General features: G+C 69.8%; 14 protein-coding genes. 7 read left to right on the top strand and 7 right to left on the bottom strand.

Translation table 11 applies throughout. The features are described from left to right. Positions 1-17: 17 nt before the first annotated feature. From PBT88_RS03995 to PBT88_RS03985, 3 genes are read right to left on the bottom strand one after another with little or no spacing between them, the layout of a single operon-like run. A complete protein-coding gene (locus PBT88_RS03995) occupies positions 18-659 on the bottom strand; it encodes a 2-dehydro-3-deoxy-6-phosphogalactonate aldolase (protein WP_270077941.1) in 642 nt (213 codons plus the stop codon). Then, positions 659-1576 (bottom strand): 2-dehydro-3-deoxygalactonokinase, encoded by a 918-nt coding sequence (locus PBT88_RS03990; protein WP_270077940.1) that lies wholly within the window; start codon positions 1574-1576, stop codon positions 659-661. The genes PBT88_RS03995 and PBT88_RS03990 overlap by 1 nt, the downstream gene beginning before the upstream one ends. Next, a complete protein-coding gene (locus tag PBT88_RS03985; protein ID WP_270077939.1) occupies positions 1573-2424 on the bottom strand; it encodes an SMP-30/gluconolactonase/LRE family protein in 852 nt (283 codons plus the stop codon). Before PBT88_RS03985 ends, PBT88_RS03990 begins: the two co-directional genes overlap by 4 nt. Before the next feature lie 183 nt (positions 2425-2607). On the opposite strand from PBT88_RS03985, the gene PBT88_RS03980 reads away from it, so the two are divergent. From PBT88_RS03980 to PBT88_RS03960, 5 genes are read left to right on the top strand one after another with little or no spacing between them, the layout of a single operon-like run. After that, a complete protein-coding gene (locus tag PBT88_RS03980) occupies positions 2608-3765 on the top strand; it encodes an aminotransferase class I/II-fold pyridoxal phosphate-dependent enzyme (RefSeq protein WP_270079168.1) in 1158 nt (385 codons plus the stop codon). After that, complete coding sequence (locus PBT88_RS03975) at positions 3762-4361, top strand: alpha/beta fold hydrolase (RefSeq protein WP_270077938.1); 600 nt, start codon at positions 3762-3764, stop codon at positions 4359-4361. The genes PBT88_RS03980 and PBT88_RS03975 overlap by 4 nt, the downstream gene beginning before the upstream one ends. Then, positions 4358-5104, top strand: a complete 747-nt coding sequence (locus PBT88_RS03970) for a methyltransferase (RefSeq protein WP_270077937.1) — start codon at positions 4358-4360, stop codon at positions 5102-5104. The genes PBT88_RS03975 and PBT88_RS03970 overlap by 4 nt, the downstream gene beginning before the upstream one ends. A 10-nt stretch (positions 5105-5114) precedes the next feature. Then, the gene (gene bioD, locus PBT88_RS03965; RefSeq protein ID WP_270077936.1) at positions 5115-5726 is read left to right on the top strand and encodes a dethiobiotin synthase; all 612 of its coding nucleotides are present in this window, start codon (positions 5115-5117) and stop codon (positions 5724-5726) included. Further along, entirely contained in the window at positions 5723-6958 is a 1236-nt protein-coding gene (locus tag PBT88_RS03960) for an adenosylmethionine--8-amino-7-oxononanoate transaminase (RefSeq protein ID WP_270077935.1), read from the top strand. The genes bioD and PBT88_RS03960 overlap by 4 nt, the downstream gene beginning before the upstream one ends. A 238-nt stretch (positions 6959-7196) precedes the next feature. Here PBT88_RS03960 and PBT88_RS03955 read toward each other — a convergent pair whose 3' ends face one another. Genes PBT88_RS03955 through PBT88_RS03940 form a run of 4 tightly spaced genes read right to left on the bottom strand, consistent with a single transcriptional unit; the run spans position 7197 to position 11933 of the window. Further along, positions 7197-8762, bottom strand: a complete 1566-nt coding sequence (locus PBT88_RS03955; RefSeq protein WP_270077934.1) for a DHA2 family efflux MFS transporter permease subunit — start codon at positions 8760-8762, stop codon at positions 7197-7199. Then, positions 8759-9973 carry an efflux RND transporter periplasmic adaptor subunit gene (locus PBT88_RS03950; protein ID WP_407696511.1) on the bottom strand — a complete coding sequence of 405 codons (1215 nt, stop codon included), beginning with the start codon at positions 9971-9973 and terminating at the stop codon, positions 8759-8761. The genes PBT88_RS03955 and PBT88_RS03950 overlap by 4 nt, the downstream gene beginning before the upstream one ends. Positions 9974-10008: 35 nt before the next feature. After that, complete coding sequence (locus PBT88_RS03945) at positions 10009-11454, bottom strand: efflux transporter outer membrane subunit (protein WP_270077933.1); 1446 nt, start codon at positions 11452-11454, stop codon at positions 10009-10011. Further along, positions 11451-11933: a MarR family winged helix-turn-helix transcriptional regulator gene (locus tag PBT88_RS03940; protein WP_270077932.1), complete on the bottom strand. Its 483-nt coding sequence runs from the start codon at positions 11931-11933 to the stop codon at positions 11451-11453. The genes PBT88_RS03945 and PBT88_RS03940 overlap by 4 nt, the downstream gene beginning before the upstream one ends. Before the next feature lie 207 nt (positions 11934-12140). Between PBT88_RS03940 and PBT88_RS03935 the strand changes: the two genes are divergently transcribed. Continuing rightward, positions 12141-12599 carry a DUF4126 family protein gene (locus PBT88_RS03935; RefSeq protein WP_270077931.1) on the top strand — a complete coding sequence of 153 codons (459 nt, stop codon included), beginning with the start codon at positions 12141-12143 and terminating at the stop codon, positions 12597-12599. Further along, positions 12599-13981, top strand: a complete 1383-nt coding sequence (locus PBT88_RS03930) for an FAD-containing oxidoreductase (protein WP_326521565.1) — start codon at positions 12599-12601, stop codon at positions 13979-13981. Before PBT88_RS03935 ends, PBT88_RS03930 begins: the two co-directional genes overlap by 1 nt. Positions 13982-13993: the final 12 nt, after the last annotated feature.

Genomic DNA, 13993 nt, shown 5'->3' with positions numbered 1-13993 from the left:
CGTGTCGCCTTGAGCCGTCATGCTGAACGTGTTTCGGCAACCCGCCACGCCTCGACCAGCGCCCGCGCCTTCTCAGCCACCGTCGCGGCGCTGTCGCCCGGCTTGTAGACCGCGCCGCCGACGCCGATGCCCTCGGCGCCCGCCGCCACCCATTCGGCGAAATTGGCGGCACCGGTGCCGCCGACCGCCCATGTCTTCGTGCCGGCCGGCAGCACTTCGCGGATCGCCTTGAGATAGCCGGTGCCAAACCCCGTCGCCGGGAACAGCTTGAGCCGCGTCGCCCCCGCCTTCACCGCCGCGAACGCCTCGCTCGGCGTCGCGAAGCCGGGCATCGGCTCCAGCCCGAGCGCCACGGCGCGCGCGATCACCGCGATATCGGTGTTGGGCGTGACGATCAGCCGCCCGCCGACGCCGGCGACGGCCTCGATCGCGTCGACGTCGAGCACGGTGCCGGCGCCGCACAAGGCGCGATCGCCACAGGCTTCCACCAGCCGGCGGATGCCCTCGATCGGATCGGGCGAGTTCAGCGGCACCTCGATCAGCCGGATGCCCGCCTCGATCAGCGCCTCGCCGATCGCGACCACCTCATCGGGCTTCACGCCGCGCAGGATCGCGACGATCGGCGGGGCGCCTTCGGCCAGGATATCGTCCACGCGCATCATGCTTCTCCCGATCCTGCTTCTGTCGATGTGAGGTGGGCGGCCAGCCGCCGCAACCCCGCGATCACGCAGGCATCGCCATCCAGCCGCACCGTGGCGAGGCCATGGGCGGCGGCCGCCTGCGCATAGATATCCGACAGCGCCGGGTCGCCGATCAGCGTGATCTTGTCCGGCGCATCGCCGGCCAGCGCCAGCGCCTCGGCGAATTCGCCGCCGATCAGCAGGCCGGACATCAGCCCCATCGCCCAGCCATGGCTGCGCCCCTCGATCAGCTGGGCGGCGCGCGCCTCGAACAGGCTGGCCAGCAGGCCGGTGCCGGCCCTCGCGAGACCGTCGACAAAGCCCTCGTCGCGCCCGGCGACATCGGCGCCGGCACGGCCGAGCGTCGAATGATCGCGCAGCAGGGCGAACATCTCGCCGGTCATGAAGGTGTGGAAGCGGGCGACGCGGCCGTCGATCAGCTCGACCCATTTGCTGTGGGTGCCCGGCAGCACCAGCAGGTGCCGCCCTTGCGCCAGCGCCGGATCGAGCGCGACGGCGCCGAAGATCTGGGTCTCCTCGCCGCGCATCACATCGGCGCGGCCGGCGAAGTTGGCGCCGCTGAGGCCCGGCGCGATGGTGACGCGGATGCCGTCGATCTCCACGCTTTGGGTTGCGCCGGCCCATGCCGCCGGATCGGCCGGGCATGAGGCATAAGGCGCCTCGACCACGCCGTTGCGCGACCCCGCCATGCCGCAGAGCAGCACGCCCCCGCCCCGCGCCGCCGCCTGCCACGGCGCGATCGTCGCGGCGAAGGTGGCGGCCGGCGAGCTGGTGATCTGGCCGATGCCGGGGCCGACGAGACGATCGACCACCGCGCCGCCTTCCAGCCGGAACAGCCGCAGCCGAGTCGTCCCCCAGTCGCCGAGGATCGTCACAGCCGCGCCTCGGGCAGCACCACGCCGGGCACATCGACGCGGAAGCTGAACAGGCCGCCGGCCAGCGGCTGCGCCGCCAGCTGCGCGTCATCGAGCCCCTGGCGCGCGGTGGTGGCATAGACAGTCTTCAGATCCGGCCCGCCGAATGCCAGCTTGGTGACGTTGGCGACCGGAAACTCGACGGTCTGTACCAACGCCCCGTCCGGCGCATAGCGACGCACCGACCAGCCGCCCCACAGGCCCGCCCAGACATGATCCTCGGCATCGATGATGATGCCGTCCGGATTGCCGTCCTTGGGGTCGATCCGGGCGAAGACGGTGCCGTCGCGAAGCAGCGGCGCCTCGGCAATGTCGAAGCGCCAGATCACTCCGCCGATCGTATCGACATGATAGAGCCAGCGCCCGTCGCCGCTCACCGCCGGCCCGTTGGTAATGCAGCATTCGCCGCCGGCGACATGGATCGCGCCGGCATCATGGACATGGAGCGCGCCGCTTTCCGCATTCTCGTCATTGTCCATCGATCCGAACCAGATGCGCCCCTTGGGATCGACGGTGGCATCGTTGAAGCGGTTGGCAGCGGGCATGGCGACACCACCGATCCGGCCGGTCACTTTCTCGCCGTCGAAACGGAACAGGTCATGGCCGTTGCCCAGCACATAGCCGCCATCGTCCGCCGGCAACACAAAGCAGGGCATGCCGCCCACCTCGATCGTGCCACGATCGCCGGTCGCCGGATCTAGGCGATGGACGCGGCCCTGCTTGATATCCACGAACCACAGCACGCCCCGGCGTGCATCCCACATGGGGCCTTCGCCCAGCGTTGCGGCGAGCGGCCAGATGCACTGCATGTCGATCTCTCCTCGATCGGGCTGGGGAAGGCGGGCTTGAGAGTTGGGTTTGCGCGTGGAATAATCATATAAATCGACGGCGCAAGCACCAAGCCGGGCCTATCCCCGATGGCCATGCGCGACATCCATGGATGCACGGAGGGTGACGCGCCACCCCGCTTCGCGCTAGAGGCGCCCGCGACGATGGCAGCCCTCGACATCTTCCTCGCCGCCGCGCTGGAGCGGATCGACGCACGGCATGAGCGCCGACACCTCGCCGCGGCGGCGCTGGCACCGCGTGGCCGCCTGCAACGCGACGGCGCGACGTTGATCGATTTCTCCAGCAACGACTATCTCGGCCTCGCCCAGCACCCGCTGCTGATCGAGCGGGCCGGCGCATGGGCGGCACAGCATGGCGCCGGTGCGGGCGCATCGCGGCTGGTGACGGGCACGCACGCCGCCCACCTCGCCGTCGAGGCGAAGATCGCGGCCTTCAAGGGCACCGAGGCGGCCTTGCTGTTCCCCTCGGGCTGGCATTGCAACGCCGCGGTGCTCGCCGCCCTGCTCAAGGCCGCACCGGGCATCCATCTGTTCACCGATCGGCTGATCCATGCCAGCCTCCACGCCGGTGCCGCCGGCCATCGCCAGCTCCGCTTCCGCCACAACGACCTCGACCATCTGGCCGAACTGCTCGACGGCGCCACGGGGGACGCCCCGAAGTTGATCGCCACCGAAAGCGTGTTCAGCATGGACGGCGATCGGGCGGACATCGCGGCGCTGGTCGCGCTCGCCCGCGCGCACGATGCCTTCCTCTATGTGGACGAGGCCCATGCCACCGGCGTGCTCGGGCCGCAGGGGCGCGGCCTGTCGGCGGCGCATCCGGGCGCCAACCTGGTGATGGGCACCTTCAGCAAGGCGATGGGCGGCTTCGGCGCCTATGTCGCCGGATCGCGGCGGCTGATCGACTATCTGGTCAATGCCTGCGGGGGCTTCATCTTCTCGACCGCGCCGCCGCCGGCGATGCTCGGCGCGATCGACGCCGCGCTCGATCTGGTGCCCGGCATGGATGCGGAGCGCGCACGGCTCGCCGATCATGGCGCGCATCTGCGCGGCCGGCTGGCGGATGCCGGGATCGACACCGCGGACAGCTCGACCCAGATCGTACCCGCCATCGTCGGCGCGGCGGAGGATGCGCTGGCGCTGGCTGCGGCGCTGGCCGGCGACGGACTGCTCGCCGCCGCGATCCGCCCGCCGACGGTGCCGCCCGGCACCAGCCGCCTGCGCCTCGCACTGCGCGCGACCCATGCGCGCGCGGATATAGACCGCCTCGCCGATGCGATCATCGCGCGGATGATGCGATGACGCCGAGGCTGGTCATGCTGCACGGCTGGGGCCTCGATGCTGCACTGTGGGACGGCGTGCGCGCGGCGCTGCCGGACTATGAGACATGGGCGGTGGATCGCGGCTATTTCGGTGCGCCGGCGGATCGGCCGCCGGATGGTCCGTTCGTCGCCGTCGGCCATTCGCTCGGCGCGCTGATGATGGCGGACCTGCCCGCTGCGATCGGTCATATCGCGATCAACGGCTTTGATCGCTTCGCCGGAGACGACGCGGTGCCGCCCCGCGTGGTGGAACGGATGCGCCGCCGCTTCGCCGAGCATCCTGCCGCGGTGCTGGCCGATTTCCGCCTCCGCATCGGCGCCGATGCTGCGCCGCAAAGCATCGATGCTGCAAGGCTCGCCACCGATCTCCAGATCCTCGCCGAGGCCGATCGCCGCGCAGCATCGAGGCCCCGCACGCTGGTCCTGCATGGCGGGATGGATCCGCTGCTGCCCGCCGCGATGCGCGAGACGGTGTTCGCCGGCGCGCCGCGCGACACAGTGGCGGACGGCGGCCATCTGCTGCCGCTGACCCATCCCACCTGGTGCGCCGATCGCATCCGGGCGTTCGTGGCGTGAGCGTCGCCGCCTCCTTCGGCCGGGCGGCCGACTATGACGCGCACGCCGCCGTGCAGCGGCTGGTGGTCGATCGCCTCGCCGATCGCATCGCCGCCCTGCCGCTACCGCCGCAGCCCCGCATCCTCGAAATCGGGTGCGGCACCGGCCTGCTCGGCGTGGCGCTGGCCGATCGGTTGCCCGATGCCCGCTGGCTGATGACCGACCTCTCCCCCGCCATGCTCGACCGCGCCCGGCAGCGCTTCGCCGGGCGCGAGACGATCGACTTCGCAGTGATGGACGGCGAACGCCCCGACGTCTCAGGGCCGTTCGACCTGATCTGCTCCAGCCTCGCCTTCCAGTGGTTCGCCGATCTGCCGGCAGCGATCGACCGGCTGCGCGGGCTGCTCGCCCCGCACGGCGTCCTCGCCTTCACCACGCTGGCCGAGGGCAGCTTCCGCGAATGGCGCGATGCCCATGGCGATCGGCCGGCGGGAACGCGCGACTACCCTTCTGCCGAGGCGCTGGCCGCGCCGGGGCTCACGATCGCGATGGAGACGATCCCGATGGCCCATCGCGATGCCCGCGACTTTCTCCGCGCGGTGAAAGGGATCGGCGCCGGCGTGCCCCGCCCCGGCCACCGCCCGCTCGGCCCGCGCGACCTGCGCGCGGTCATGCGCCGTTTCGAGGCCATGGGGAGCGTGGCGAGCTACGTCGTCGCCACCGGCCTCGCCGGCCCCCTTTCTACCCGGAGCATTTCCGCATGAGCCGCCCCGCATGAGCCGTATCGTCGTCACCGGCACCGACACCGGCATCGGCAAGACCGTGTTCGCCGCCGCCCTCACCCGCGCGCTCGGCGCGACCTACTGGAAGCCGATCCAGTCCGGCCTGCTCGACGGCGCCGATGGCGAGACGGTCGCGACATTGGGCGTCACCCGCATCCTGCCCGAAGCCTATCGGCTGACCGAGCCGCTCTCCCCCCACCGCGCCGCCGAGCTGGACGGCGTGGCGATCGATCCGGCGCGGCTCGTGCCGCCTGCCGACGATCCACTGATCATCGAGGGCGCCGGCGGCGTGCTGGTGCCGGTGACGCGCACCCTGCTCTATGCCGATCTGTTCGCGCGCTGGGCGCTGCCGGTGGTGCTGGTGGCGCGCACCGGGCTCGGCACGATCAACCACAGCCTGCTCTCGATCGAGGCGCTGCGCGCCCGCGCCGTGCCGATCCTCGGCGTCGCCTTCGTCGGCGAGGCGAACGAGGACAACGAAGCGACGATCTGCGCGATCGCCGGGGTGAAGCGGCTCGGGCGGCTGCCGATACTCGATCCGCTCGATGCCGACCGCCTCGCCGCTGCCTTTGCCGCGCATTTCCGGTTGGAGGATTTCCGATGACCTCGCCGGTCTGGCATCCCTTCACCCAGCATGGGCTGAACGAGCCGATCCCGCTGGTCGAGCGCGCCGAGGGCGCCGCGCTCTACACCAGCGACGGGCGGCGGATCATCGATGCGATCTCGTCCTGGTGGGTGACGACGCATGGCCACCGCCATCCGCGCATCGTCGCCGCGATCCGCGATCAGGCCGAGAGGCTCGATCAGATCATCTTCGCGGGCTGGACCCATGAGCCCGCCGAGGCGCTCGCGCGCGGCCTGACCGAAATCATGCCCGCGCCGCTGCAGCATGTCTTCTATTCGGATTCGGGTTCCACCTCGGTCGAGGTCGCGCTCAAGATGGCGTTGGGTTACTGGCTCAACCGGGGCGAGCCGCGCCACCGCATCCTGACGCTGGAGCATGGCTATCATGGTGACACGATCGGCGGCATGTCAGTCGGTGCGCGCGGGGTCTACAACCAGGCCTATACGCCGCTGCTGTTCGACGTCGGCACCCTGCCCTTTCCGACCGGCGATGGCCGGGCGACGCTCGACGCGCTGGAGGCGGCGTGCCGCGACAGGCCGGCCGCGCTGATCGTCGAGCCGCTGGTGCTGGGCGCCGGCGGGATGCTGTTCTACTCCGCCGCCGTGCTGGCGGAGATGCGCGCGATCTGCGGCCGCCATGGCGTGCTGTTCATCGCCGACGAGGTGATGACCGGCTGGGGCCGCACCGGCACGCTGCTGGCGTGCGAGCAGGCCGATGTGGTGCCGGATATCCTCTGCCTCTCCAAGGGGCTGACCGGCGGCGCGATCCCGCTGGCGGTGACGATGGCGACCGCCGAGATCTTCGACGCGCATCTCTCGACCGACAAGGCGAAGATGTTCTTCCACTCGTCCAGCTACACCGCCAATCCGATCGCCTGCGCGGCAGCCCTCGCCAATCTGGCGGTGTGGCGCGAGGAGCCGGTGCGACACCGCATCGCCACCCTCGCCGCCCGGCAGGCGGAGCGGATCTTCGCGCTGGAGGGCGTCCGCAACCCCCGCCTGCTGGGCACCATCGCGGCGTGCGAGATCGGCGGCGGCGAAGGCTATCTCGCCGGCATCGGCCCGGCGCTGGCGGCGCATTTCCGCGATCGCGACCTGCTGGTCCGCCCGATGGGCAATAATGTCTACGTCATGCCGCCTTACTGCATCGACGAGGCCGATCTCGATCGGATCTACGATGCCATTGCGGAGGCCGCGCGGCGCTTCGCGTAATCCCCCTCGTCGCGTGAAATCATGCACCGGCCCGCTCCGGGGAGGGGGATGAGCGGGCCGGTGCCGCACCCGGCGGCGGCATGGCCGCTCCGCCGGATGATCTCGGGGCGCATCAAGCGCTGGATCAGAACCGTTCGTGCCGAGCGAAGTCGAGGTAGGCGCTTCACAGGCTGCGCCTGCATCCTGTCCCTCGATGTCGCTCGGGACGAACGGTTCTCGTGAAATGCTCGATACCCTCTTAATCCGCCGCGTGGACCACCTTGCTCGGCGCCGGGCGACGGCACATCCAGACCACGGGGATCATCACCACCGCCATCCAGCCGCAGATCCAGAACAGTTCGATCGAGCTCAGCAGATAGGCCTGATCGATCACCTGCCGCATCACCGATCCTGCCGCCTGCAACGGGCTCATGCCCGCCGCCTGCAACTGCTGGGTCGCCTGCTGGTAGATTGGCGAGAAGTCGTTCGCGCCCTCCACCAGCCGGGTCTGGTGCAGCGCCTCGCGGCGATCCCAGTAAGTCGTGATGATCGACGCCGCGAAACTGCCCGCGGTGATGCGCGCGAAGTTCGAGATGCCGCTGGCCGACGGCAGGCGCTGCGGCGCGATGCCGTCGAACGTGATGTTGAGCAAGGGCACGAAGAAGGTGCTCATCGCCACGCCCTGCAACAGCAGCGGGAAGGTCAGCGTCCAGAAACTCGCATCGGGCGTGTAATGCGACCGCATGAAGAAGGAGCCGGCGTAGGAGATGAACGCCGCCGTCGCCAGCCAGCGCGCATCGACGCCCGCCATCCTGCCGATGAACGGCGTCATCGCCACCGCCACCATGCCGGACGGCGCCGCGACGAGCCCGGCCCATGTCGCCGTATAGCCCATATATTCCTGGAGCCACAAAGGCAGCAGCAGGTTGTTGGCGAACAGCAACGCATAGCCTAGGCACAAGGCGAGCACGCCGAAGCTGAAGTTGCGCTCCTTGAACAGCGTCAGATCGACGGCCGGCTGCTTGTCGGTCAGCTCCCAGATCATCCATGCCACGAAGCCCACGACCGCGAAGATCGTCAGCACCACGATCATCGGATTGTTGAACCAATCGCGATCCTTGCCGAGGTCCAGCATGGTCTGCAGGCTGAACACCCAGAAGGCGAGCAGGATCAGGCCGACGGTATCGATCGGCATCTTGCGGGTCGGCGTCTCGCGGGTCTTGAGCGAGCGCCAGCTGATCGCCGCGGCGATCAGGCCCACCGGCACGTTGATCAGGAAGATCCAGCCCCAGTGGTAATTGTCCGAGATATAGCCGCCCAGCACCGGGCCGAGCACCGGCGCGGTGAGCGTGGTCATCGACCAGATCGACAGCGCGGTGCCGCGCTTGTGTGCCGGAAAGATCGAGATCAGCAGCGCCTGGCTGCCGGGAATCATCGGCCCCGAACAGGCGCCCTGCAGCAGGCGGAAGATGATCAGCGACGGCAGGCTCCAGGCGATCCCGCACAGCAGCGAGGTGAGGGTGAACGCCAGCACCGAGACGCAGAAGGTGCGGACCACGCCGAAGCGGGCCATCAGCCAGCCGGTCAGCGGCACCGTCACGCCGTTGGCGCAGGCGAAGCTGGTGATCACCCAAGTGCCGTTGTCGGTCGATACGCCGAGATTGCCGGCGATCGTGGGCAGCGAGACGTTGGCGATGGTGCCGTCCAGCACCTGCATGAAGGTGCCGAGCGCCAGCGCCAGCGCGGTGATGGCGAGCGCGATCCCGGCGAGCGGGGCAGGCACCGCCGGTGCGGCCGCCCCCCCGCCCGCCCGAGGCCCGCTCACCGGCCGCGTCCCATGTTCTCGGCGATGATCTGGCGGATCCGGGCCTCGACCTGCGGGCCGCCGTCGATGCTCTGCTGGACGCCGCCGGCAGGCGCCGTGGCGCTCGCCACCATCGGGCCGCTCCGCACCGAGGTATCGACCGTCGCGTCCACCGAGAGGCCGACGCGCAGCGGATTGCGGCGCAGCTCGTTGGGATCGAGCGCGATGCGCACCGGGACGCGCTGGACGATCTTGATCCAGTTGCCCGATGCGTTCTGCGGCGGCAGCAGCGAGAAGGCGTTACCCGAGCCGGCGCCGAGGCCGAGCAGCTTGCCGTGGAAGGTCACCGCCTTGCCATAGACGTCGGCGCGGATCGTGGCCGGCTGGCCGACCCGCAGATGCTGGAGCTGGGTCTCGCGGAAGTTGGCCTCGACCCACAGGCTGTCGAGCGGCACCACCGCCATCAGCGGCGTACCGGGGGCGACGCGCTGGCCGAGCTGGACGGTGCGCTGGGCGACGACGCCGCTCACCGGCGCGCTGATGTGCATGTAGGCGAGGCTGATCGCGGCGCGCCGCACATTGGCGATCGCGGCGAGCACCGCCGGGTTGTCGGACACGCTGGTGCCCTGCACCACGCTCGATGCCTGCGCGCGCTTGGCCTGCGCGAGGTTCAGCGACGCCCGCGCGGTGGTCAGCGCGTCGGCGGCATGGCTCACTTCCTCGCCCGAGACCGCGCCGTCCTTGGCGGCGGCCTGGCGGCGGGTGAAATCATTCTGCGCGCGCTGGACGTCGGCCTGCGCGGTCGCGATTTCCGCCTGCGCCTCGTCGACCGACGAGTTGTTGGAGCGGAACATCCGCACCGCCCGGCCGAGATCGGCCTCGGCCGAGGCGAGCTGGACCTGCTCCGTCGCCGGATCGAGGTCGATCAGCGGATCGCCTGCCTTCACCGCCTGGGTGTTGTCGGCATGGAGCGCGAGCACGGTGCCGCCTTCGCGCGCGGTGATCGCGACGACGTTGCCGCCGACATAGGAGTCGTCGGTTTCCTCGCTCGGCGGCGCGAGCAGCAGCATGACGCCATAGACGATCGCTGCGACCAGCAGAACGAGCCCGAGGATCAGGAAGCCGGTGCGGCGCGCCCGGTTTTTCGGCGGCGCCGGCGGCGGCGGCGGCACGTCGGGCCGGGCCATCGCGGCGGTCTGCGCTGCGGTCGGGGTGGCGTCGTTTGTGGCCATGCTGTCCTCCCTGTCGAGGGGCGAGTTGTTATCGGTCATGACTTGGTGTCCGGAACGGGAGCCGCGGCGAGCGGCCTGGTGGGATCGAAGCCGCCGCCCAAAGCGGCGATCAGCTGGACGCGGCGGGTCAGCGCGTCGGCCTGCAGACCGACGAGATCCTGCTCGGCCTGGAGCAGGCGGAAGCCCGAATCGATCGAGTCGAGCTGCGAGCCAAGCCCGGTGCGGACGCGCACCTGATCGAGCCGCACGGTATCGCGCAGGCCCTGCACGACGCGGCCCTGTTCGGCGAGCGCTTCGTCGGACGCGCGCACGTTGGTGATCGCATCCGATGCCTCGCGCACCGCGCCCAGCACATCATTGTCGTAGTCGGCGACCGCACCGTCGAGATCGGCGGTGGCGGTGCGATATTGCGCACGCAGCTTGCCGCCCTCGAAGATCGGCAGGCTAAGCGCGGGGCCGGCGCTGTAGGAGAAGGCGCCGCCGGTGAAGAAGCCGCCCAACCCGATCGAGGTCAGCCCGGCCAGCGCCGAAATGCTGACATCGGGCAGGAACGACGCCCGCGCGACCTTGCGGCCCTGCACGGCGGCATCGATCCGCGCCTGCCCGGCGAGCAGATCCGGCCGGCGGCCGAGCAGATCGGCGGGCAGCAGCTGCGGCACCGCCGGCGCATGATCGAGCACGAGCGTCGGCGTCGCGACCTGCGGATAGAAATCCGCCCCGCGCCCGACCAGCGCGGCGATGGCGTGGATCAGCACGTCGCGCTGCTGCACCGCCTGGGTGCGCGCCTGCTGCGCCTGGGCGAGCAGGGTCTCGGCCTGCTGGGTGTCGAACTGGCTGCCGAGCTGGTTCTTGACCCGCGAACGGGCGAAGCCGAGCGCGCGCTGACGGGTCTGGACGAAGCCGTCGGCGACCTGAATCAGCCGCTCGGCCCGCGCCATGCCGACATAGGTCTGCGCGATCGACACCGCGATGGCGAGCCGTGCCGCCGCCGCATCGAGCCGCACCGCCTCGGCCGAGGCCGCCGCCTGCCGCACTGCCGAATGCTGGCGCCCGAACAGATCGAGATCCCAGCCGAGCGTGGCGTCCGCGATCGCGATGTTCACGTCGCTGCCGCCGATCGGCGCCGGCAGGAACTGGTCCCCGATCCGCCCGCGATTGAGCTGCGCGCCACCCTTGATCTGGGGCAGCAGCCCGGCATGTTCGGCCTCGATCTGCGCCTGCGCCGCACGGACGCGGGCCAGAGCCCCGGCGAGCGACGGATTGCCCGCCAGCCCGGTTTCGATCAGCCGATCGAGCTGGGGATCGCCGAACGCGCTCCACCAATCGGCCCCGATCGTGGCAGTCTGGCTGCTCAACCCGATGGTGCCATCCTGCACCTGCGCCACCTGCGGCCCCTCCTTGGGGACCGCCGCGCAACCGGCCAGCAGCATCGCCGCCAGGGCCGGATAGGCGATCACGCGCTTCATTCCCCCGCGCTTCATTCCGTTGCCTCCTTGTAAGCGTCCGCACCGACCACGCGCTCTGCGGCGGCCAGAACACGAACGAGACTTGCGATGACGAAATCGATCTCGGACTGATCGAAATCCGCCAATACCTCATTCCATGCGTCAACGACGTGATGCTGGAGCGCGCCGACCGCCTCTGCGCCGGCCGGCGTGAGCGCGAGATGCACCACCCGCCGATCCGCGCCGCCGCGATCGCGGACGAGCAGCCCATGCCCCTCCAGCACATCGATCATCCGCGTGGTGGCGCCCGTCGTGATGGCCAGCTCCCGTGCCAGCTCGCCGGCCGTCGTCGCCTTGCCCTCGCGCACGATCTTGAGCGCGATCCATTGCATGAAGCTGATAGCGAGCGCATCGAAACGCGACTCGATATAGCCGGACATCAGCTTGTCGATCCGCCGGAAGAGCCTGCCGGGCGACCGATTTGCCGAGCAATCGTCGAGAGTGAGAACCGCCATTGAGCGCTGCCCCAGAAATATCTGCCCGCGCAGATAGTATCGTTGCAGATATTGTCAAACGACATTGTTGTGCCATGCATCATTTCTCCGGATCGCCATGCGGGGATGTGACAGGTCCGTATCGATCGGCTATCGTGGCGATCCGTTGCGGACCACGGATATCGGCGCGTTCGGAACGGCCATGACAGAATCCTCCGGGAGATACCGATGCTTTACGGCCTTGCGTTCGCCATCGGCATCGTCGCCGGATTGAGGACGATGATGGCGCCCGCCGCCATCGCCTGGGCGGCGCGACTCCACTGGCTGACCCTGGACGGAAGCTGGCTCGCCTTCCTGGGCTATCGCTGGACGGCGCCGATCCTCACACTGCTCGCGCTCGGCGAGATCGTCAGCGACAAACTGCCCAAGACGCCGAGCCGCAAGCCCCCTCCGCAATTCGGCGCGCGTATCGTCAGCGGCGGGCTGTGCGGCGGCGCGGTGGGTGTGCAGGCGGGGATCTGGTGGCTGGGCCTGCTGCTCGGCATCGTCGGCGCCGTGGTCGGCACGCTGGGCGGATCGGCGGCGCGCGCGAATCTCGCCCGTGCCTTCGTCAAGGATCTGCCGGCGGCGCTGGTCGAGGATGCCGTCGCGCTCCTGCTCGCCCTGACGGTCGTCGGCCGGCTCTGATGCGCCGCTTCGACGCCATCATCGTCGGCGCCGGCCAGGCCGGCCCGGCGCTCGCAGGTCGGCTGAACGATGCCGGCAAGACCGTCGCGCTCGTCGAACGCCATCTCGTCGGCGGCACCTGCGTCAACACCGGCTGCAAGCCGACCAAGACGCTGGTCGCCTCCGCCTACGCCGCCCACCTCGCCCGCCGCGCCGCCGACTATGGCGTCACCATCGCGGGCGGGATCGGCATCGACATGCCGGCGGTGTTCGCGCGCGTGCAGAAGGTCGTGCGCGATTCCCGTCATGGCAACGAGGCGTGGCTGGAGGGCATGGAGCATGTCACCCTGATCCGCGGCCATGCGCGCTTCACCGGGCCGGATCGCATCCGTGTCGGCGACGAGAGGGATGGCGAGGACATCACCGCGCCGCTGATCTTCCTCAATGTCGGCGGCCGGGCGAGCATCCCCGATTTTCCCGGCGTGGACGCGATCGACCCGCTCACCAACAGCTCGATCCTGCAGTTGCAGGCGGTGCCGCGCCATCTGATCGTGGTCGGCGGTTCCTATATCGGCCTGGAATTCGCCCAGAGCTTCCGCCGGCTCGGTGCGCAGGTGACGGTGATCGAGAAAGGCCCGCGCATCATCGCGCGCGAGGACGAGGACGTCTCGGCGGCGATCCACGACATCTTGGAGAAGGAGGGCATCGCCTTCCGCCTCGATGCCGAATGCATCGCCTTCGCCCCGCATCCCGATGGCGTCGCCTGCGGGGTCAGCTGCGCGAACGGCGAACCCCAGGTGATCGGCAGCCATGTGCTGATCGCCGTCGGCCGGCGCCCCAACACCGACGATCTCGGGCTCGACGCGGCCGGCATCGAGACAGACGAGCGGGGATACATCCAGGTCGACGACAAGCTGGCCACCAACGTCCCCGGCATCTGGGCGATGGGCGATTGCAACGGCCGCGGCGCCTTCACCCACACCGCCTATAATGATTTCGAGATCGTCGCCGAGAACATGCTCGACGGCGCCGATCGCAAGGTGACAGATCGGGTGCCCTGCTACGGGCTGTTCGTCGATCCGCCGCTCGGCCGCTGCGGCATGAGCGAGGCCGAGGCCCGCGCGAAGGGCCATCGCATCAAGGTCGGGCAGCGGGCGATGAGCCGCGTCGGCCGCGCGGTCGAGAAGGGCGAGGCGCTGGGCCTGATGAAGATCGTGGTCGATGCCGACAGCGATCGCATCCTCGGCGGCGCGATCCTGGGGCCGGGCGGCGACGAGGCGATCCATTCGATCCTCGACATGATGCAGCTCGGCGCGACCGCCGCGACGCTCCGCCGCACCGTCCACATCCACCCGACCGTCGCCGAACTGATCCCCACGATCGCGGGCGAAATCAAAGGCTAGGTTTTGTGCTCC

Origin of the sequence: Sphingomonas abietis (assembly GCF_027625475.1) — a bacterium.
GTDB lineage: Bacteria > Pseudomonadota > Alphaproteobacteria > Sphingomonadales > Sphingomonadaceae > Solisphingomonas > Solisphingomonas abietis.
This window is presented reverse-complemented; position numbering and strand designations above follow the sequence as displayed.